Source organism: Sphingomonas sp. T1 (assembly GCF_902506585.1).
In the GTDB taxonomy this organism is placed as follows: Bacteria; Pseudomonadota; Alphaproteobacteria; order Sphingomonadales; family Sphingomonadaceae; genus Sphingomonas; species Sphingomonas aerolata.
Genome location: NZ_LR733875.1, coordinates 2,918,474 through 2,937,873 on the forward strand (window position 1 = coordinate 2,918,474; position 19,400 = coordinate 2,937,873).

At 66.4% G+C, this 19,400-nt stretch carries 18 protein-coding genes; 7 read left to right on the top strand and 11 right to left on the bottom strand.

The annotated features are described in order from the left end of the window. Positions 1-10: 10 nt before the first annotated feature. The 5 genes from GV027_RS13255 to GV027_RS13275 are packed head-to-tail and all read right to left on the bottom strand — an operon-like array spanning position 11 to position 4,784. A complete protein-coding gene (locus GV027_RS13255; protein WP_159512154.1) occupies positions 11-922 on the bottom strand; it encodes a hydroxypyruvate isomerase family protein in 912 nt (303 codons plus the stop codon). Positions 923-935: 13 nt separating this feature from the next. Then, a complete protein-coding gene (locus tag GV027_RS13260) occupies positions 936-1,325 on the bottom strand; it encodes a c-type cytochrome (protein WP_082446874.1) in 390 nt (129 codons plus the stop codon). Continuing rightward, a complete protein-coding gene (locus tag GV027_RS13265) occupies positions 1,322-2,464 on the bottom strand; it encodes a Gfo/Idh/MocA family protein (protein WP_056406580.1) in 1,143 nt (380 codons plus the stop codon). The genes GV027_RS13260 and GV027_RS13265 overlap by 4 nt, the downstream gene beginning before the upstream one ends. Then, positions 2,461-3,525 (bottom strand): sugar phosphate isomerase/epimerase family protein, encoded by a 1,065-nt coding sequence (locus tag GV027_RS13270; RefSeq protein WP_159512155.1) that lies wholly within the window; start codon positions 3,523-3,525, stop codon positions 2,461-2,463. The genes GV027_RS13265 and GV027_RS13270 overlap by 4 nt, the downstream gene beginning before the upstream one ends. Then, positions 3,522-4,784, bottom strand: coding sequence for an MFS transporter (locus GV027_RS13275; protein WP_236559211.1), 1,263 nt, complete (start codon positions 4,782-4,784; stop codon positions 3,522-3,524). Before GV027_RS13275 ends, GV027_RS13270 begins: the two co-directional genes overlap by 4 nt. Positions 4,785-4,908: 124 nt before the next feature. Between GV027_RS13275 and GV027_RS13280 the strand changes: the two genes are divergently transcribed. Both GV027_RS13280 and GV027_RS13290 read left to right on the top strand, forming a co-directional pair. Beyond that, positions 4,909-5,916: a LacI family DNA-binding transcriptional regulator gene (locus tag GV027_RS13280; protein WP_159512156.1), complete on the top strand. Its 1,008-nt coding sequence runs from the start codon at positions 4,909-4,911 to the stop codon at positions 5,914-5,916. Between the two features lie 508 nt (positions 5,917-6,424). After that, positions 6,425-7,021, top strand: a complete 597-nt coding sequence (locus GV027_RS13290) for a sugar transferase (RefSeq protein ID WP_236559212.1) — start codon at positions 6,425-6,427, stop codon at positions 7,019-7,021. Here the strand turns inward: GV027_RS13290 and GV027_RS13295 are convergent. Then, entirely contained in the window at positions 7,015-8,103 is a 1,089-nt protein-coding gene (locus GV027_RS13295) for a glycosyltransferase family 4 protein (protein ID WP_159512159.1), read from the bottom strand. The genes GV027_RS13290 and GV027_RS13295 overlap by 7 nt on opposite strands. 248 nt (positions 8,104-8,351) lie before the next feature. Between GV027_RS13295 and GV027_RS13300 the strand changes: the two genes are divergently transcribed. The 4 genes from GV027_RS13300 to GV027_RS13315 are packed head-to-tail and all read left to right on the top strand — an operon-like array spanning position 8,352 to position 12,966. Beyond that, complete coding sequence (locus tag GV027_RS13300) at positions 8,352-9,236, top strand: glycosyltransferase family 2 protein (RefSeq protein ID WP_236559342.1); 885 nt, start codon at positions 8,352-8,354, stop codon at positions 9,234-9,236. Then, entirely contained in the window at positions 9,233-10,327 is a 1,095-nt protein-coding gene (locus GV027_RS13305) for a glycosyltransferase family 4 protein (RefSeq protein WP_159512161.1), read from the top strand. Before GV027_RS13300 ends, GV027_RS13305 begins: the two co-directional genes overlap by 4 nt. Next, positions 10,320-11,468 (top strand): acyltransferase family protein, encoded by a 1,149-nt coding sequence (locus GV027_RS13310; protein WP_159512162.1) that lies wholly within the window; start codon positions 10,320-10,322, stop codon positions 11,466-11,468. The genes GV027_RS13305 and GV027_RS13310 overlap by 8 nt, the downstream gene beginning before the upstream one ends. Before the next feature lies 1 nt (position 11,469). Next, positions 11,470-12,966, top strand: coding sequence for an oligosaccharide flippase family protein (locus GV027_RS13315; protein ID WP_159512163.1), 1,497 nt, complete (start codon positions 11,470-11,472; stop codon positions 12,964-12,966). Between the two features lie 48 nt (positions 12,967-13,014). Here the strand turns inward: GV027_RS13315 and GV027_RS13320 are convergent, their stop codons facing one another. Continuing rightward, positions 13,015-13,989, bottom strand: coding sequence for a glycosyltransferase family 32 protein (locus GV027_RS13320; RefSeq protein WP_159512913.1), 975 nt, complete (start codon positions 13,987-13,989; stop codon positions 13,015-13,017). Between the two features lie 170 nt (positions 13,990-14,159). Between GV027_RS13320 and GV027_RS13325 the strand changes: the two genes are divergently transcribed. Next, a complete protein-coding gene (locus GV027_RS13325) occupies positions 14,160-15,212 on the top strand; it encodes an acyltransferase family protein (RefSeq protein WP_159512164.1) in 1,053 nt (350 codons plus the stop codon). A gap of 8 nt (positions 15,213-15,220) precedes the next feature. On the opposite strand, the gene GV027_RS13330 is transcribed toward GV027_RS13325, so the two are convergent. Genes GV027_RS13330 through GV027_RS13345 form a run of 4 tightly spaced genes read right to left on the bottom strand, consistent with a single transcriptional unit; the run spans position 15,221 to position 19,377 of the window. Then, complete coding sequence (locus GV027_RS13330; RefSeq protein ID WP_159512165.1) at positions 15,221-16,675, bottom strand: hypothetical protein; 1,455 nt, start codon at positions 16,673-16,675, stop codon at positions 15,221-15,223. Beyond that, complete coding sequence (locus GV027_RS13335) at positions 16,666-17,172, bottom strand: hypothetical protein (RefSeq protein WP_236559213.1); 507 nt, start codon at positions 17,170-17,172, stop codon at positions 16,666-16,668. Before GV027_RS13335 ends, GV027_RS13330 begins: the two co-directional genes overlap by 10 nt. After that, entirely contained in the window at positions 17,159-18,337 is a 1,179-nt protein-coding gene (locus GV027_RS13340; protein WP_159512167.1) for a glycosyl hydrolase, read from the bottom strand. Before GV027_RS13340 ends, GV027_RS13335 begins: the two co-directional genes overlap by 14 nt. Next, on the bottom strand, positions 18,337-19,377 hold the full coding sequence (locus GV027_RS13345; RefSeq protein WP_236559343.1) for a glycosyltransferase: 1,041 nt from the start codon (positions 19,375-19,377) through the stop codon (positions 18,337-18,339). Before GV027_RS13345 ends, GV027_RS13340 begins: the two co-directional genes overlap by 1 nt. Positions 19,378-19,400 lie beyond the last annotated feature (23 nt).

A 19,400-nucleotide genomic window follows, 5' to 3' on the forward strand; every position in this document is an offset into this window, starting at 1 on the left:
CTCTTCCCCCTCATGCCGCGTCGATCGCGCGATAGGCGGCGATCAGGCGATCCTCGCCCGCGCGTCCCGCCACCGAATTGCCGTGTTCCATGCCGATTACCCCCGCATAGCGCCGGCCGCGCAGCCAGCGGACGATCGCGGCATAGTTGATCTCGCCCGTCATCGGCTCGTTGCGGCCGGGATTGTCGCCGAACTGGAGATAGCCGATCTCGTTCCAGCAGCTGTCCAGCGTGGGGATCAGATTCCCCGACTGGATCTGCTCATGGTAGAGGTCGGCGAGGATCTTGACCGCAGGGCTGTTCGCGCCGCGGGCGACCGCATAGCCCTGCGCGATCGTCTGCATATAGACGCCGGGATGGTTGGTGCGCGTGTTGAGCGGCTCCATCACCATCGCGATGCCGTGCGGCGCGACGATGTCGCCGGCCCGTCGCATGACGTCGATCACGCGCGCCGTCTGGATCTCGACGGGCAGTTTCGGGTCCATGAAGCCGGTGACGACCGTCATCCGGGTTGCGTTCAGCCGCTTGGCGACCGCGATCGACGCGCGGATATCGGCAAGGAACCCTTCGCGATCGGCGTCGTCATTGGCGCCCAGCAAGGGGCGCGACTTCGCCCATTTGGGCATGCTCGCGACGAAGACGCCCATCGTCATGCCGCGCTGCGCCAGTGCCTTGGCCATCCGCTCCTGGTCGGCGACGGGACGGGCCGCGGCCTCATTGTCCTCCCAGGCGGTGAAGCCCTGGTCGGCAGCGAAGGCGATCTGCTCGATCAACCCGCCGCGGCTCGCAAAGCTGCCCTCATGCGGCGCATAGCCGAGCGAGAAGCGGGCGGCGGTCGTGCCGCGGCGCTGCGCGGCGATCCCCGCGGGGAGCAGCGACGCCGCGGCGCCGGCCGCGATCAGCGTGCGGCGGGAGAGCGTCATCGCCGGATCCGTCTCATTTCGCGCCCGCCGCCTTCAGATAGGCGATGATCGCGGCGCGCTTTGCGGGATCCGGGGTGGCGATCGGCATGCGCGATCCGGGGACCTTCTTCGACGGGGCCGCGAGATATTCGCTCAGCGTCGCGTCGTCCCAGCGCAGCTTCGACGCCTTCAGCGCAGGCGAATAATTGAACCCCGGCGACGCGGCGGCGGCACGGCCGACCACGCCGTGAAGATTGGGGCCGATACCGTTGCGCCCGCCCTTGTCGACCGTATGGCAGGCCCGGCAGGCGGCAAAGGCCGGGGGCGCCGCGGCGGGCGTCGTCTGGGCGCTGGTCGGCGCACAGACGGCCATGAGGGCCGCCGCGCCGATGCCGGCCGCGCCAAGCCCGATGAAGAATTTCATTCCGTCTCTCCAGGATAGAGCGGCGACCATTTGCGGTCCGATGCCGCGTTGGCGATCACCGCCTCGATAAACCGCATCGTGCGAAGCCCGTCGACGACGCCGGGGAACCAGCGTCCGCCCTCGCCGCGGACGGTTGCCGCAAAGGCGCGATACAGATTGGCGAACGCCTCGATATAGCCTTCGGGATGGCCCGACGGGGTCCGCGTCAGCGCGGCGACACCGGGCTGCAGCGCGGGGCCGCCGGTGCGGACGATCTCGGCCGGGCGGTCGAGCCAGCGCATGACGAGCGTGTTCGGCTCCATCTGTGCCCATTCGAGCCCGCCTCGCTCGCCATAGACTCGCAGCGTCAGCGCATTTTCTTCGCCGGCCGCGACCTGGCTCGCCTTCAGCATGCCGCGCGCACCGCCCTCGAACCGCAGCATCGCGCTGACATCGTCGTCGAGCCGGCGGCCTGGCACGTGCGTCGTCAGATCCGCCGAGACTGCCTCGACCCGCAGCGCGCAGACATGTTCGGCGAGGTGGAAGGCATGCGTGCCGATATCGCCGAGACAGCCGCCCAGCCCGGCACGGGCCGGGTCGGTCCGCCACTCGGCCTGGCGGTTGCCGTCACCATCGATCGGCAAACTGAGCCAGCCCTGCAGATATTCGACCTGGACGAGGCGGATCGCGCCAAGATCGCCGCGTGCGACGCGTGCGCGCGCCTCCTCGATCATCGGATAGCCGCTATAGGTAAAGGCGAGCGCGAAATGCCGGCCGCTGGTCTTGGCGGCGGCAGCGATCGCCTCCGATTCGGCGACGCTCATCGCCATCGGCTTTTCGCACAACACGTCGAAGCCCGCGTCGAGCGCGGCGATCGCCATCGGCGCGTGGAGATGGTTGGGCGTGACGACCGCGACCGCCTGCGCGCGGATGTCCGCGGGCAGCGCGCTTTCGCCGGCGATCATCGCCTCGAACGACGCATAGACGCGTGCCGGGGCGAGCCCGAGCTGTGTGCCGGTACGCGTGTTGCGGCCGGCATCGGTGCTGAACGCGCCCGCGACGAGGTCCCAGTCGCCGTCGAGCGCGGCGGCCATCCGGTGGACCGCGCCGATGAACGCGCCCTCGCCGCCGCCGACCATCGCGAGCCGCAGCCGGGTCATGCGCGGTCCTCGGCCAGTCCCAGGATCGCGCGGATCGATGCGCGATCGATCCCGCTGGCGGCGAAATCGTCGAACGGGCGCTCGGTCAGGCGGATGATGTGGTCGCGGATGAACGGTGCGCCCTCGCGCGCGCCGTCCTCGGCCCGCTTGAGCGCGCACTCCCATTCGAGCACCGCCCAGCCGGCAAAGCCATATTGCGCCATCTTGCTGAAGATCGCGGAGAAATCGACCTGTCCGTCGCCGAGCGAACGGAACCGGCCGGCGCGGTCGACCCAGCTTTCATACCCGCCATAGACGCCCGATCGGCCGGTCGGGTTGAACTCGGCATCCTTGACGTGAAAGCAGGATATCCGGTCGTGATAGCGGTCGATGAAGTCGAGATAGTCGAGCTGTTGCAGCACGAAATGCGACGGGTCGAACAGGAGGCGCGCGCGCGGATGGTTGTCGACCGCGGCAAGGAAGCGTTCCCAGGACGCGCCGTCATGGACGTCCTCGCCGGGATGTACCTCGAACGCGCAGTCGACGCCGGCCTCCCCGAACACGTCGAGGATCGGGGTCCAGCGCCGCGCGAGCTCGGCGAACGCCTCCTCAATCAGCCCGGCCGGGCGTTGCGGCCAGGGATAGACATAGGGCCAGGCGAGCGCGCCCGAAAACGTTGCATGCGCGGACAGGCCGAGATTGGCGCTCGCACGCGCAGCCAGCTTGACCTGTTCGACCGCCCATTGCTGGCGCTCGGCGGGCTTGCCGTGCAGCTCGGGCGGGGCGAACCCGTCGAACAGCGCGTCATAGGCAGGGTGGACCGCGACGAGCTGGCCCTGGAGATGGGTCGACAGCTCGGTGATCGCGATGCCATGCGCGGCGAGCCGGCCGCTAAGATCGTCGCAATAGGTCTTGCTCTCGGCAGCCAGCGACACGTCGATCAGCTGCGACGTGCAGGGGATCTGCACCCCGACATAGCCAAGGCCCGCAGCCCATTGCGCGAGTCCGTCGAGCGTGTCGAACGGCGGCTCGGTGCCGAGAAACTGGGCGAGAAAGATGGCTGGTCCGCGCAGTCCGGTCATGCTGCAATCTCCCGTCGGGTATCGTCGCGAAACAGGATCTGGAACAGCAGCGCGATCACGGCGGCGGCAATCGCGGGATACCACCACATATGCTGCCAGTCGGCGATGGTCGGCGCGGCGGGCAGCTGCGCATAGAGCATCGCGCCGATCTGCGACCCGAGCAGCATGCCGACGCCATAGGTGAACAGCGTCAGCATCCCCTGCGCCTGTGCGTTCACCCCCTTGGGCGTCGCGATCGTGCCGGTGTAGATCGCGCCCGCGACGAAGAAGAAGTCATAGCAGACGCCGTGCAGCGCGACGCCGAGATAGACCGCCCAGAGGCTCGATCCGCCGTCGCCGATCGCGAACAGCGCGTAGCGCGCCGCCCAGGCGATCATCCCGACCAGCAGCAGCGGCTTCACGCCGAACCGGCGATACAGCCACGGCATCGAGAACATGAAGACCAGTTCGGACATCTGCCCGATCGCGAGCGTACCGCCGACATTGGTGATGCCGGTCGCGCCGACATAGGGCGAGGCATAGGCATAATACATGGCGAGCGGGATCGAGATCAGCGTCGCGCAGGTCATGAAGATCAGGAACGACCGCTGGCGGAGCAGCCCGAAGGCCTCGACGCACAGGACCTGGCGCAGCACGCTTTCATCGCGTGGCGCATCGGTTGCGACATTGGGCAACGTGAAGCTGTAGAGCCCGAGCGCGATCGAGACGACCGCTGCGACCCGGAAGATCTGCGGGCTCGCGGACAGGCCCGCCCAGCCGATGATCAGCCCCGCGGTGATCCAGCCGAGCGTCCCGAACGCGCGCACGAACGGGAAATTGTCGGTCCGATCGCCAAAGCTCTTGAGCGCGATCGTGTTCGCGAGCCCCACGGTCGGCATGTAGAGGATCATGTAGCCGAGCAGCAGCCAGACGAAGCTGGCGCCGCGCTCCGGCGTCACGAACGACGGCAGCACGAACAGGATCGCGCCGCCGACGAGATGGAGGATGACCATCAGCATCTTCGGACTGACATAGCGCGCCGCCGCCATGCCGAGCAGGAACGAGCCGACGATCGACGCGATCGGACCGACCGAAAAGGCATTGCCGATCAGGTTGCCGATCCCGACGGTCTGCATCGCCAGCCCGAGCGTGACGTTCCACGCACCCCAGACGAAAAACTGCATGAACATCAGCGCACTGAGGCGCGCGGTGAGCATGCCGCCCGTCGCGGTGTCGACACCGCGCAAGGGGGCCGTTCCCAGATCGTCTGCTACCGCCATTCGCCACCTCTCAACCGCAGTTTTGCTGCTTGTCTGACATAAGGCTAGGTCGGCGAAGCATCGATGTAAAGGATTACATCGGTTATCGGTCGACAGCGGCAGCGCCCGGATCCATGACCCGGCGATGCCGACGATCATCGAAGTGGCCGCGATGGCTGGCGTCTCCACCGCAACGGTGTCGCGCGTTCTCAGCCGACCGGACCAGGTGTCCGAGAAGACCCGGCTGCGCGTGCTCGCGATCGTCCGGTCGTCGGGCTACGCCCCCAATGTCGCTGCGCGCAGCCTGCGCACGCTGCGCGCCGCCAAGATCCTGCTGACGGTCCCCGACATCTCGAACCCGTTCTTCGCCAGCGTCATCCGCGGCGCGGAGGAGGCCGCGCGCGACGCGGGCTATTCGGTCGTTGTCGGCGACACGCGGCATGATTCCGCGGTCGAGGATCAATATGCCGACATGCTGTCGCGTCGCGAGGTCGACGGGCTGATCTTCCTCGGCCACCGCCTGCCCGACAGCCTGGCGTCGCTGCTCGCGCGGGAGGGGGGCGCCGCACCGATCGTCAATGGCTGTGAATATAGCGCGGATCTCGGCGTCCCCAGCGTCCATATCGACAATGCGGCGGCGAGCGCGGAGGCGATCGCGCATCTCGCCGATCTCGGCCACCGGGCGATCGGCGTCGTCACCGGTCCCGAGATCAGTCCGATCAGCCGCGACCGTCTGGCGGGTGCGCTGCGGGCGGCCGAGCTGCACGGTCTGCGCGACGCGCTGCACGTCGAGATCGGCGATTATTCCGCGGGATCGGCGTTCGTGGCGACGCACGCGCTGCTCGCCGCCGGGGTAACCGCGATCTTCTGCTTCAGCGACGAGATGGCGCTGGGGGCGCTGAGCGCGATCGGCGAGGCCGGATTGTCCTGTCCGCGCGACGTGTCGGTCATGGGGTTCGACGATCTTCCGCTCGCACGCTATTTCCAGCCCGCGCTGACCACCATCGCGCAACCCAAGGGGATGATCGGCCGGCGTACCGTCGAGCTGCTCGTCGACATACTGCGCGGCGTCGAATGCCCGCGGCGGCAGACGACGCTCGCGCATACGCTCGTGGTGCGCGGCAGCACAGCCGGGCCGCGCACCGACCGCTAAGGCGCGCGCGCGGCACCGTCCGACGGGCCGCCCGCATCGTCCCTGAGGCCGCGTCCCGCCAAGCGCGCGCGCCGGATGTCGTCGACCGTGCCTCGGCCCCGGCGGACCGCCGCGCCTGCCCGACCCTCGACCATTCTCAGAAAATATGAAGTTTCAGCAGGCGCTTAATGGTGCGGCCCGTCAAAACTCTCATGAAGGCAGCGGGGCTCATCTATTAGATGCTTACAATATGTTCGGCCTTATGTTTGCCGATGAAGTCTATAGAATGATTGTAGATATTCAGAAAACAAGATTGTATTATTTGATCAAGACTCGAGAAGCGCGATATTTATACAATTACATTGCCTTATTGAATGCAACATAGAGGGAAGGCTTGTGTTGCTTCGCAGAAGAACAAATGCGCTTTGCTATCACCGTGGGGGGTTTTGTGGCGACACGCGGGGAAATTCTTCAATATGGCGCTGAGCGCAGCCCGGCATCGCCAGCCATTTCTGTCGAACGACGCCTCATGCGGCTTTTCGACATTCTGCTCGCGCTCGTTGCCCTGCTTTTCTTTGCGCCGCTGCTCCTCGTCATCGCCGCGGCCGTCTATGTCAGTGACCCCGGGGCGATCCTGTTTGCGCAGCGCCGCATCGGCTATGGTGGCGCCTATTTCCGGTGCTTCAAGTTCCGCTCGATGGCGGTCAACGCCGAGGCGCTGCTCGCCGATCTGCTGGCGTCCGACCCGCAGGCCCGGCTCGAATGGGAATTGAGCCACAAGCTTAAGGAGGATCCGCGCGTCACTCGCGTCGGCAGCTTCTTGCGCAAGAGCAGCTTGGATGAATTGCCCCAGCTGTTCAACGTGTTGCGTGGAGAGATGAGCATTGTCGGGCCAAGGCCGATCGTCGAGGCGGAAAAGCGGCGCTACGGCCGGTATTTCGTGCATTACTGCATGTCGCGTCCGGGGATTACGGGGCTGTGGCAGATCAGCGGCCGCAGCGATGTCTCCTATCAGCGCCGGGTCGCCTTCGACGTCGCCTATTGCCGGTCGCAGTCGCTGTCGCTCTATCTCAGGATCATTCTGATGACCGCACCCGCGGTCCTGATGGCCAAGGGGTCCTACTGACCCGGTTGCACGGTCTGGAGATCGAAGATCGCGGCGAGGATGGTGCGCGCCTGTTCGCGCCAGGAATATCGGCTCGCCTGTGCCAGCCCGCGACCCGCGAGCATCCGCGCATAACCGGGATCGTCGAGCACCGAGACCACCGCACGATGGATCGAGTCGTGATCATAGGGATCGCAATAGGCCGCTGCATCGCCGCACCGCTCGCGCATCGACGGGATGTCGGAGGCCACCACCGGGCAGGCGAAATGCATCGCCTCGAGCGGGGGGAGGGGGGAGGCTTCGTAGAAGGACGGGAATAACAGGCACCGCGCGTTGCGGTACAGATCGCCGAGCCGGCCGAGATCCTCGACCTGACCCTCGAGGCGGATCAGATGTTTGACGTCGTCGGGGATGCTGACGGGGAGCGGCGACAGGAACCCGCCGGACGATCCGACCAGTACGAGCGGGATGCCGCGTTCGCGCGCCATCGCGATGCCGACCGCCAGCACCCCGGCGATGTTCTTGCGATGCGACAGCGAGCCGACATAGAGGATATAATCGCCCCGGGACGCGTCGATATCGGGCGGCGGGGCCGCACGCGCGTCGCAGCCGGCACGCCAGCCGCCATTCTGCGCGACGATCAGGCGGTGGCGTGCGCCCGGCACCAGGCTGGTGAACATTGCCTTTTCTGTTTCGGACACCGTCACGATCGGATCCGCGCGGCGCAACAGGAACGGCAGCATGAACGCATGGCCGAGTTTGTAATGACGGCGATAGGCATCGGGAAACAACCGATAGGACAGATCGTGGATCATCAACGCGACCGGCTTGCGGCCGAGCAACGTCACAATCGGTGCGGTATTGCCGAGGCACAGCAGGCGTCCGCCCTTCACATGGCGGGGCAGCACGAACTGTTCCCAGACATGGCCATGCGCGTGACGCGTCCGTTCCACCTGCATCGCGCGCAGGTTGAGATCGCCGATATCGGCATCGGCTTCGCAGACCAGGCGGACGCGCAGCGGCACGTCGCCGTTCGCAACGAGGTGATCGATCTCGCGTGTGATTTCACGTGCAACGCGTTGAACGCCGGTCGTGGGCTGCATCAAGAAGCGCCCGTTGATGACCAATTCCCGCAGCTGGTCCGTCATTATTATCCCCGAACCAAAAGACATGTCGTCCGCGACTAACACCATCATTATGAAAATAAAGTATTTCTATTTTATCAAATTGTACAAAAGATTTTCTGACCAGTAATAGTAAGCGACATGCTTGCTATGAATAGAAGGTACGTTACAAGACAAGTCGTCAAGCAGCTATGCTGGATATTGCTTGGGGGCGAATATTGGCTTTGATGTATGTCGTCGTGGCCACGGTCGGTCGGGCGTCACTGACGCGTCGAACGATCGATCTGCTGGAACGACAGACGCGACGGCCCGATCGGGTGATCGTCGTGTCGGTCTCGCCGCAGGACGTCGAGGGTGTCGCGGAAAGTTCGGTGCAGCCCGAGATCGTGTTCGCCGGACGTGGCCTGTGCCGGCAGCGCAACGCGGCGCTCGACATGATCGGCGACGCGGCGGCGTTCGTCACCTTCTTCGATGACGATTTCGTCCCCGCGCCCGACTATCTCGAAATGGTCGAGCGCGTGTTCGAAAGCGATCCTGCGATTGTCGGGATCACCGGCGACCTGCTCGCCGACGGCATCAACTCGAGCGGGCTGAGCGTCGAGGCCGCGCTGGCGATCGTCGCAGCGCGTGCCGCCAGCCCCGATTCCCAAGCCGATCCCCAAGCCGACCCGGCGCTGCGCGATCGTCAGGCGCTCTATGGCTGCAACATGGCGATCCGTCTGAGTGCCGCGACCGGACTGCGTTTCGACGAGGCGCTGCCGCTTTATGGCTGGCAGGAGGATATCGATTTCACGACGCAGATCGGACGACGCGGCCGACTGGTTTCGTCCGCGTCGATCACCGGCGTGCACATGGGCGTGAGGTCCGGCCGCACGCCGGGCAAGAAGCTCGGCTATTCGCAGATCGCGAACATCGTCTATCTGAAGCGGAAGGGTACGATGCAGCCGCGGCTGGGCGAACGGCTGATGACCGCGAACGTCATCGCGAATCTGGTGCGCAGCCTGTGGCCCGAGGCGCATGTCGATCGGCGCGGGCGCTTGTGGGGCAATGTCCTGGCCTTTGCCGACCTGACCCGCGGCAAGCTCGATCCCCGCAAGATCGAGCGGATGTGAGCAGCACCGCGACGCCGATCTATTTCAACGGCAAATTCTATGCGGGCGGGATGAACGGGGTGCACCGCGTGTCCGATCGCCTCATCCGCGAAGTCGACGCGCTGCTCGCCGCGATGCCGCCCGAACGTCGCCCGCCGGCCCGCCTGCTGATACCCGCGCGGCGGCAATGGCAGCCCGCTCTGCGCGCGATCGAACTGGTCGAGCAGGCGGACGGTGATACGCAGCGATGGGAGCAGCTCGTCCTGCCCGCGCGCGCGGCCGACGGCGTGCTGGTCAACCTCGCCAACCTCGCGCCGATCCGGCATCGCCGCAAGATCCTGCTGATCCACGACGCGCAGTTCCTCTTCCCCGACAGCTCCTATCCATGGCGACAGCGGGTCGGATACCGGCTGCTCGTGCCGCGCATGGCGCGCAGCAGCGCGGCCGTCCTCACCGTGTCGGCCTATTCCCGGCAGATGCTCGACCTGCTCGGCGTGGTCGATCGGCGGATGACCGAAGTCCTCCACAACGGCGTCGACCATATTTTCGACGCGGAGCCCGACCGTGACGCGCTGTCGCGACTGGGGCTCACCGCAGGGCGCTATGTGCTCCTGTTCGGCAGCCCCAAAGCGTATAAGAACAACCATGTCGTGTTCGAGGCCTTTGCCGATGGCGCGCTGGCGCCGTTGCAGCTGGTGGTGGTCGGCGCGGATCGCGCAGTAATCGACGCGGTCGGTCTGACGCCGCCGACCGACGCGGTGTTCGTCGGTCGCTGCGACGATGCGACGCTGCGTGCGCTCTATACGGAAGCCTATGCGCAGGTCTTTCCGTCGCGCACCGAAGGCTTCGGGCTTCCGCCGCTCGAGGCGATGCTGTGCGGTTGTCCCGCGATCGTCGCGCCGGCGGGCGCGATTCCGGAAATGTGCCGCGATGCGGTCCTCTATGCCGATGTCGACGATCCGGCGGGGTGGCGGCAGGCCATCACCGCGCTGGCCGATCCGGTCGTCCGGTCGGCGAAGCGCGCTGCCGGCTATGGCCGGGCCGCGGCGTTCCGCTGGGATTCGGCAGGACGGCAGCTGCTGGACGTTATCGAGCGTGTCGCGCGTGACTGACCGCACCGCCACGCGCGCCTGCGCGCCTGCGGGGTCGGGGCCCGACCGAAGCGATCGCGGCGTGACCCGCCAGCGCCCGCATTATGCCGCGCTCGACGGGCTGCGCGGGCTGGCGGCGATATCGGTCCTGCTCTTCCATCTTGGCCATTGGCAGGGTCATCCCTGGCTGGCGGCGAATGCAGGGCTCGCGGTCGATTTCTTCTTCTGTCTCAGTGGCTATGTGCTGTCGGTAGCGTATCGCGAGACGCTCGATCAGGGGATGGCAACGCGGACGTTCGCCGTCCTGCGGCTCGTCCGGTTGATGCCGCTCGTCATTCTCGGCACGCTGATCTCCGCCGCCTATCTCGCCGCACGCATCGTCCTGCTGCACGATCCCGCCATCAGCGTCGCCGAACTCACCCGCGCGACCGCGTTCGGATTGCTGTGCCTGCCGATGCTCGACGCCAGCCGGGCGATCGGCGGGCCGCAGGTCTTTCCGCTGAACGGGCCGCAATATACGCTGTTTCTCGAGATCGTCGTCAACATCGCCTGGGCGGCGCTGCGCCGGATCGACGGGATGGGGAGCGCGCTGGCGATCGTCGCGGCGGGATATGCGCTGATGGCGCTGGTCGGGATCGGCGGGGATGAGGTGGCGAGTTTCTGGACCGGCCTGCCGCGCGTGTTCGGGGCCTTTTACGCCGGGGTCGGGCTCTATCATGCGCAATCGGGGTTTGCGCCGATCCGCGATGCGCGGTGGCGGTTCCTGTTCTGGCCGTTGCTCGGGTTCAGCGCGCTGCTCTTCTACTGGCCGCAGGGCCTCTCCTTCTGGGTCGGATGGAGCTGGTCGCTGATCGTCTCGCCGCTGCTGGTGCTCAGCGGGGCGCATGTCGTGTTGCGCGGCCGGGTGGCGCGGGCATCGGCAGTGTTGGGGGCGCTCTCGTTCCCCGTCTATGCGCTGCATTATCCGATCTTCGTCTGGATCAACGCGGCCTATCAGGCGATCCTCGGCAGCAGGAGCTTTGCCGTCGGGACGGGGCTGGCGCTGCCCGGCGTGCTGATCGCGAGCTGGCTGATTCTGCGGTGGTGGGACGAACCGGTGCGCCGTGCCATGACGACGTGGTTGCGCACCCGCGCGCCGCAGCGCGTTGCGAACGGCGTCTGAGATGACGCAGGCGGCCCCCATTGCCGGACGCACCACTGCGGGTGCCGCGTGGCTCATCGCCTCGCGGTTCCTCGCGCGGCTGATCGACTTTGCCAGCCTCCTGCTGCTCGCCAACTATCTGGTGCCGCAGGACTTCGGTCTCGTCGCGATCGCGATGACGCTGGTCCGGATCGTCGAGGCGGTCTTCGAACTGCCCGTGGGTCAGGTGCTCGTCCGCGCCGAGGCGATCAGCCGGCCGATGCTGGAGACCGCGTTCACGCTCAGCGTGATACGCAGTGCCGTGCTCGCGGTAGGTCTGGCCTTGCTCGCGATACCCTTTGGCTATTTCTACGGCGACGCGCGGCTCGTCCCGCTGATCTGCTTCATCGCGCTCGCCCCCGCGCTCCGCGGCCTCGTCAGTCCGAAGATGGCGCAATATGCCAAGGATATCAGTTTCCACCGCGACCTGATCATCGAGGTCGGCGGCCGCGGCTGCGCCTTTGTCGCGGCCGCGGCATGCGCGATCCTGACGCGCAGCTACTGGGCGATCGCCGCGGGAACGGTCGTCGCCCCCGCCTTCATGGTGCTGGCCTCCTACTGGTTCGCCCCCTTCCGCCCGCGCTTCGGACTCGGGCGCTGGCGCGAATTCGCCGACCTGCTCGGATGGACGACCGCCGCGCAGGCCGTGACCGCGATCAACTGGCAGATCGACCGGCTGGTGCTCGGCTTCACCGTCTCGCGCGCGCAACTCGGGACGTTCTCGCTCGCCAGCGACCTTGCCAGCCTGCCCGACCAGGCGGTGCTCAAGCCCACGATCCGGCCGCTGCTGGCGGCCTTCTCGATGGTGCGACACGATCCCGAACGCCTGCGCGAGGCCTATCTGCGGACGACCAGCACGATCGTCAGCGCCGTCCTTCCCGTCCTCGTCGCGATCAGCATCCTCGCGCAGCCGCTCGTCGCCTTCGCGCTCGGGCCGAAATGGCAACCGGCATCGCCGCTGCTGCAATGGCTGGTGCTGGCAATGATCCCGACGCTGTTCGCTGCCGCGCTCGCGCCGCTCGCCATGGCGCTGGGCCAGACCGCGATCTTCTTCCGGCAGAGCCTGTACGAACTGTGCATCAAGGTGCCTGCGACGATCCTCGGCGCGCTGTATTTCGGCGTCGCCGGCGCGATCGCCGCGCGGGCGGGATCGTCCCTGGTCATGGGCATCGTGTCTGCGGCCTATGTCCGGAGCCTGATCGGCGTGCCGCTCGGCGTGCAGCTTGTCCGGCCGTGGCGGGCCTTTGCCGCATCCGCTGGGATGGCCGCGCTGTTGCTCGCGCTGCGCCCCTGGCTGCAGACGCTGACCGGGTTCGACCGCGGGCTCGGGCTCGTCGGCGCCGGGGCGGGGGGGATGATGCTGTATCTCGTCGTGCTGATGCTGGTCTGGCATGCCAGCGGACGCCCGCGAGGGATCGAGACGGTCGCCGCGGACCGGTTTCACCGGCTCGTGTTACGGCGTACGCGCGGGGTAGCCTGACCCCCGCGGCCCGCCCCCTCGCGCGGGGCGGGTCACAGCAGGCCGTATTTACCAGGAATGACTCCAATATGTGACAACCGCGGCGTCCGGAAAGAGAGAGCGGCCGACTTCGATCGGCAGGATGCGGCGGTCGGTGCGCAACCGGTTGCACAGCCGCTTGTGGAACATATTGGTCCAGTCGAGCGGATACCAGTTCCGCCCGTCGAGCAGCGTCGGCCGTGCATAGCGCAGCCGGGTGCGCTGTCGCTCGGTAAGCTTGGCGAGGAGGGGGGCGAGCAGCGCCATGACCGCGGCTTCGTCGAGCGCGACGAACGCGTCATAGGCCTGTTTCAGCAGCACCGGGCCGGTCATCGTCTCCGGCCCGGCGGCGATCCGTGCGGCGGCATCCGGGATGCGCTCCGCCGCCTCGATCATGCAGTGGATCGCGAACAGCCAGAAGATCTGTGACGGCCGGGATGCCATGATCGCGTTGGGGATGGCGTGCGCGAAATCGGGATTGCCCCCCATGCGACACAGCACGACCGCGCCGGTCGACGCGCTGGGCCGGATCGGGCGCAGGCATTCGGTATCCATGTCGGCGTACAGGCCGCCGAATTCGAGCAGGAAGAAGAACCGAACGGCATCCGCGCGGAAGATCTCCTGCGGATAGCTGTCATAGACCGGCAGCGCCCAAGCGAACCGATCGGCGATGAAGGCGCGGTTATCGGCGTCGTCCCAGAGCAGCACGCGACAGTCGGGGTTGGTGTCGACGAAGGTCTGCCGCCAGTGCCGGTAATTGCCGGGAATCACCGACCGGCTTTTCCACGTCTGGAAGATCACGGCAGGAAAGTCGTCCGGATCCGCGTCGTCGAGCATGACCACGTCATTGCGATAGCTGCCCGCAACGGGATCGTCGGACACCACAGGCGTAACGGCCGCGCGATCGCGTGCGTCGTCGCGCAGAAACCGCGCGATGCGCCAGGCGGAATCATCACGCAGCGAATGCACGACGCGTTTCACTCGCAGACTTAAAGGCTCCGCCATTGCCGTAAATCCCTCATTATTGGTCATAAGTCTGAACATAGAAGAAAGTCGAGTTGTAGCCCGTGATGCAGGATATTGAGCCAAGTAATGGAATCAAAGGCAAAACATACTAGTGTCTAAGAAATAAAGTCTGCCGCACGAAATATACACAAAATACATGCGGAAAGAATGTGGAGAGGATCAGATTTGATGTTCTGGACGGCCTGCGGGGCGTTGCCGCCTTCGCTGTTCTTGTCATGCACGTCACGCCGTATAATGCGATCCTGATAACCCCGCACGCCGCGCTGGCGGTCGACTTCTTCTTCGGCCTAAGCGGTTTCGTGATCGCGGCCGTCTATGAGGAGCGGATCAAGGCGGGGATGTCGTTGAAGGCCTTCATGTGGGTGCGCGTGGTTCGCCTGTATCCGTTGATCGTTCTCGGCGCCGTCATCGGTGCGGCAGGGTTTGTCCGTCTTTACGATGGCGGGATGCTGGCGCTGCTCTTCGTGACCGGGGTGCTGATGATCCCGACCCCCTATGGTGCGCTGTCCGAAGACCAGTGCATGTATGCGCTCAATGCACCCAGCTGGTCGCTGCTGTGGGAATTGCTCGTCAATCTTCTCTATGGCGCGATCGCACCGCTCCTGAATAACCGGATGCTTGCGGTCATCGTCGGCGTATCGGCCATCGCGCTGGCAGCGACCGGCCTTCATTTCGAGACGCTCGCGGTCGGCCCTTATTGGCCGGAAGGCTGGGCGGGGCTCCCCCGCGTGATGTTCTCGTTCTTTGCCGGTGTCGGGGTGTACAGGCTGCGCCGGGCGGGCCTGCTCGACCGACTGCGCGCGCCCGTCTGGGCGGTAATCGCGACGCTGTGCGGGATTATGGCGATGCCCCGGCTGGGTGCGTGGACCGGCGTGTATGAGGTCGCTGCGGCGATCCTCATATTCCCGCTTCTGGTCGCGGCCGGCGCCAATGGCACGGTCACGCGCACCGTCCCGCTGTGCCGCACGCTGGGCGCTCTCTCCTATCCGGTTTATATCCTGCAGGGCGGTATCGCTCCGCATATCCGCGGGCTGGCCGGTCATCTGCACATCCAGGGGCTGGCAGCAACGCTGCTGGCGATCCTGATGTCGGTCATATTCACGGTGTTCGCATGGGTTGCGGTGAAGACGTTCGACGAGCCTGTGCGCAAGTGGTTGCTCCACCGCACCCGCCTGGCACATCCCGCCAAGGCGGCAGGCTAGGCCCAGGGTCAGGCCATCGCGGTATCGTGCATCGCCGCCTGGCCGGACGGCGGTCCGGCCTGGATCCGCTGCGGTTTGCGCGATACCGCCGGGCGCAAGGCCAGCGCGGCGCCGGCAAACACCGCGAAGAGCACGCCCGGGTCGGGTGTCGGGCTGCCGACCGCGGCGGGCACCATCGAGGCGAAGCAGACCCAGGACGCCGCGGCGCCGACTGCGGCGCGAGGATCGGCGGGGGAGACATAGGTGCTCAGGCGCAAAGGTTTGAACACCTGCAGCAGATAGCTCACGAAGCAGACGATCCCGATCACGCCCATCGATCCCATGATCGCGGTGATCAGCGACGACGACCGGAAGCTGCCCGCGCCGATACCGAGGCCATAGCTTTCAAGAAACGCCCGGTAGCCGATCAACGACCAGAATTGCCGTTGTTCGCTCGACTGCGACTGGGATTTTTCGAGCGTGAAATGGGTGATCATATCGCCGAATTCGGCGACGAGCCGCGGGTACCAGACGCTGGCCGCGGCGACCACCATGAGGAAGAGCATCGTCGTCGCGCCGAGCACGAGCAGGCGATCCACCCGCATCGTCTTGGGAAAGACGACCGACCGGAGAAAGACCAGGACGGCATAGGAGACGAGGCCGAGATAGGCCAGGCTCGACGTGCTGGCGCCCAGCGCGAGCCCCAGCGCGAGCGCACACGGGCCGGTCAAACGCGGCATCACGTCGCGGATCCAGCATTCGAACAGGAAGACGAACAGCATGAACCCGAATCCGCCATAGGCGGACGCCTCGGGCGCGATGCCGTTCATCCTGACGAAACCGCGATAGCTATTGTCGATCTGCGCATAGGCGCCGTTGCGAAAGAAGGTCAGGACCGCGTTGCCCGGCACCGCCACGCTGGCGATGCCGATGACGACGTGGATCAGGGCTACGACGGCGACCGTCTTGACCAGCAGACGCCACGCATCCTTGTGCGTGAGCGCCACATAGGCACAGATCGCGACCATCACCGTCCCGAGCAAATAGATGGCAGTGGTCAGATTCTGCGACGTCGGCAGCAGGCGCTGGGTCGCATAGGTGAAGCGTTCCATCGATTCGTAGCGGTTCAGCGCGCGGACGCGCATCGGCACGACGTCGATCTGCCCGGCATAGAGCCGCGGCAACAGGATCGCGCCGACGATGCCATAGGCGACGAAGAAGATCATCAGGATGTTGGCGCGCAACGCGGCCGCCAGCGCGGGCACGTTGATCGATCCGGGCAGCAGCACGCGGATCGTGAGGAACACGGCGGCGAACTCGATCGGCGGGATCGACGACGCGCCGATCGCGGGAAGATCGATCGCCGACGACCCCATCATCAGCGCGGAGACGATCACGAAGGCGAGCATGCTCGGCACGGTACCGAACATGAGCAGGAGGAAGCCGATGACGAACTGAGCGGCGCCGATGAGCGTCAGATGCATCCTGCAGGTCCCTTGGTGGCGTCGGGCGAAATGGTGCCGCCCGCTTCGGTGAGCCGGATCCGATAGGTAAAGGCGTCGTGTCCCGGGATCTGGTTGGGGCCGACCGACAGATCGACCGTCTCGCCGGTACGCAGCGTCACGGTCTGATCGGTGGCCGTCCAGCGATCGACGACGACCGCGCCTGCGACCCGCTTGCCCCTGACCAGAAGCGCGACGTCGAGCCCGTCGCCACCGGGTGATTTCGCGATACAGGCGGCGACGCGCGCGGTCATCGCGGCGGGGGCGGTGTAGCGGATCACGGCGCGGGCCGCATGCGCCGCATCGCCCGCGACCGCGCCGCCGGTGTCGCTGATCGCCAGCGGCCGCGTGAAGCGGCTGCCAAAGGCGCTCGTCCACATCCCGTCGAGGATGCCGAGCGCGTGGCGCTGTCCGTCGGCGCCTTCGGCCCAATAGGACCAGGGGGCGCTGCCATAGCCGCTGAGGCTATCGGCGAGCACCGTGCCGCGCGTGAAAGCGAAGCGTGCAGCGCCAATCACCACGACCGGATCCGGACCGATCGCGACGCTGGTGCCGGGCAGGGGCCGGTTGCGCGCCGATAGGATGCGCCCCGCATCGAACCGCAGCGTCCCGGATGGACCCCAGACCACCCAGCGATCCACACCGAAGCGGTAGAGCCGGACATCGCGATCGCCCGTGTCGATAACGCTGCGCGCGCCCGGCGGGCAGCATGTGCGTCGTGAGCAGCGTGAAGGCCTCCGCTGCGGGCTTGGTCGCCTGCGACTGTGTGAAGAGGCCCATGTTCCGAAAGAACCGCTGGTCGATCAGCGCGTACCAATAGGCGCGCCGGACCCCGCTCGCGCTCATCAGCGTGACGAACTTGACCAGTTCGGGCGCGGCGAGATCGGGTGTCGGGTAATTGTCGCTGAACTCGGTCGCCCAGATCGGGATCGGCGTGCCGTAGCGGCGCATCGTCGCGTCGAGATGCGCGATCTCCCAGTCGATATTGTCCGCCAGGTGGCGATAGGGATGCACCGCGACGCCGTCGGCGACACCAAGCATCCCGGCCTTGAACAGCGTCTCGAGGAACCCGGTGCCGATCATGTTGGTCGAACCGCCGAGGATCGCGACGGACGGGTGGCGCGGCTTGATCCGGTCGCGGACGACCGTCAGCAGCGCGACATAGGCGGCGGCGGGGTCGACACCCTTCGGATAGGCCAGGTTGCCGCTATTGATCTCGTTGCCGACCTCGATCGCGGTGACGCAGCCGGGGAGGCGATCGAGGACCGTGCCGACATAGGCGGCATAGGCAGCCATCGCCGCCGGCGTGCTGACGGTATGGCCGCCGTCGTAGAGCGGGTGGCGCGGGTCGAGCGTCAGCAGGACGTCACCGCCGCTGCGGTGGCAATAGCGGGACAGGGTGCCAGCGACGCTACCCTCGATCGCATATCTGCCCGGACGCGGTTCGCCCGACGCCCAGGGGAGCGAATCGCGCAACGACCCGGCGGTGACGTCGATCGCCCGATCGCCCCATGCGGCGGGCCAGTTCTGGCTGAAATGGGTCTGGACGCCGAACCGCATCGGCGGGGTCGCGGGCTGCTGCTGCGCGCTGCCGGCGACCGCGAACGCCGCGCTGATCGCCGCGATCAAGGCCCTTCGGCGCATCATGCCTCCAGCGCCGCCAGGATCCCGGCATCGAAATGCTCGGGGGCGAACCGTTCCGCCTGCGCCACCGCATCGGCGGGGTCGAATTCCGGCAGCCATGCCTCCATCGCGCGAACGCCGTTGATCAGCGATCCGACCGTCTGGTGCTCGAAGAACAGTCCGGTCTTGCGCTCGACCAGGCTGTCGCGGATCCCGCCGCGTGCATAGGCGAGGACCGGGCGGCCCGATGCCATCATCTCGACCGGCACGATCCCGAAATCCTCCTCGGGCGTGAAGATGAGCGCCTTCGACGTCGCGTAGGCGTGGCGCAACTCGTCGAAGCGCATCCGCGGGATGATCCGGATCGTCGGGCCGGCGCGCTTGCGCAGCTCGGCCGCCATCTCGCCGTCGCCGACCATCAGCAGGGGCAATTGCAGCGCGTTGAACGCATCCACCGCCAGGTCGGCACGCTTGTAGGGCGTCATCTGGCCGACCCACAGATATTCGTCGCCAACCACGGCGGCCGGGGTGAAGAGACTTGTGTCGACCGGCGGATGGACGACGACCGCATCGCGGCGCCACGCCTTGGCGATCCGCTTCTTGATGAACTGCGAATTCGCGACGACGATGTCGATCCGCGCCGCGCTCGTCATGTCCCAGTGGCGCAGCCGGCCGAACAGCAAGGTCATCATCAGCCGGGTCAGGCGTCCCGCGCTGCCGCGATACTGATGGTAATGATCCCACAGATACCGCATCGGCGAATGCGCATAGCAGAGGTGCACCGTATCGGGATCGGTGATCACGCCCTTGGCCGGGCCCGATTCGCTGCTGATGACGAGGTCGAAGCCGCGCAGGTCGAGCTGTTCGAGCGCCATCGGCATCAGCGGCAGATATTTCTGATAGTGACGCCGGGCCCCCGGTAGCCGGTTGATGAAGCTGGTATGGACCGGGCGCTCGCGAATCGTTTCAGACACCGCGCTGGCGTCATAGACATGCGTGAAGATCTCGGCGTGCGGAAACAGGTGCAGCAGCCGCTCGACCACCCGTTCGCCGCCGCGCATCGTGACGAGCCAATAATGCACGA

What these genes read in the sequence shown, in the direction of transcription:
- GV027_RS13315 (WP_159512163.1), top strand. Translation starts at nt 11,470, where the DNA reads ATGACGCAGGCGGCCCCCATTGCCGGACGCACCACTGCGGGTGCCGCG.
- GV027_RS13275 (WP_236559211.1), bottom strand. Translation starts at nt 4,784, where the DNA reads ATGGCGGTAGCAGACGATCTGGGAACGGCCCCCTTGCGCGGTGTCGAC.
- GV027_RS13340 (WP_159512167.1), bottom strand. Translation starts at nt 18,337, where the DNA reads ATGCGCCGAAGGGCCTTGATCGCGGCGATCAGCGCGGCGTTCGCGGTC.
- GV027_RS13290 (WP_236559212.1), top strand. Translation starts at nt 6,425, where the DNA reads ATGCGGCTTTTCGACATTCTGCTCGCGCTCGTTGCCCTGCTTTTCTTT.
- GV027_RS13280 (WP_159512156.1), top strand. Translation starts at nt 4,909, where the DNA reads ATGCCGACGATCATCGAAGTGGCCGCGATGGCTGGCGTCTCCACCGCA.
- GV027_RS13300 (WP_236559342.1), top strand. Translation starts at nt 8,352, where the DNA reads ATGTATGTCGTCGTGGCCACGGTCGGTCGGGCGTCACTGACGCGTCGA.
- GV027_RS13295 (WP_159512159.1), bottom strand. Translation starts at nt 8,103, where the DNA reads ATGCAGCCCACGACCGGCGTTCAACGCGTTGCACGTGAAATCACACGC.
- GV027_RS13320 (WP_159512913.1), bottom strand. Translation starts at nt 13,989, where the DNA reads ATGGCGGAGCCTTTAAGTCTGCGAGTGAAACGCGTCGTGCATTCGCTG.
- GV027_RS13345 (WP_236559343.1), bottom strand. Translation starts at nt 19,377, where the DNA reads ATGCGCGGCGGCGAACGGGTGGTCGAGCGGCTGCTGCACCTGTTTCCG.
- GV027_RS13270 (WP_159512155.1), bottom strand. Translation starts at nt 3,525, where the DNA reads ATGACCGGACTGCGCGGACCAGCCATCTTTCTCGCCCAGTTTCTCGGC.
- GV027_RS13330 (WP_159512165.1), bottom strand. Translation starts at nt 16,675, where the DNA reads ATGCATCTGACGCTCATCGGCGCCGCTCAGTTCGTCATCGGCTTCCTC.
- GV027_RS13260 (WP_082446874.1), bottom strand. Translation starts at nt 1,325, where the DNA reads ATGAAATTCTTCATCGGGCTTGGCGCGGCCGGCATCGGCGCGGCGGCC.
- GV027_RS13255 (WP_159512154.1), bottom strand. Translation starts at nt 922, where the DNA reads ATGACGCTCTCCCGCCGCACGCTGATCGCGGCCGGCGCCGCGGCGTCG.
- GV027_RS13265 (WP_056406580.1), bottom strand. Translation starts at nt 2,464, where the DNA reads ATGACCCGGCTGCGGCTCGCGATGGTCGGCGGCGGCGAGGGCGCGTTC.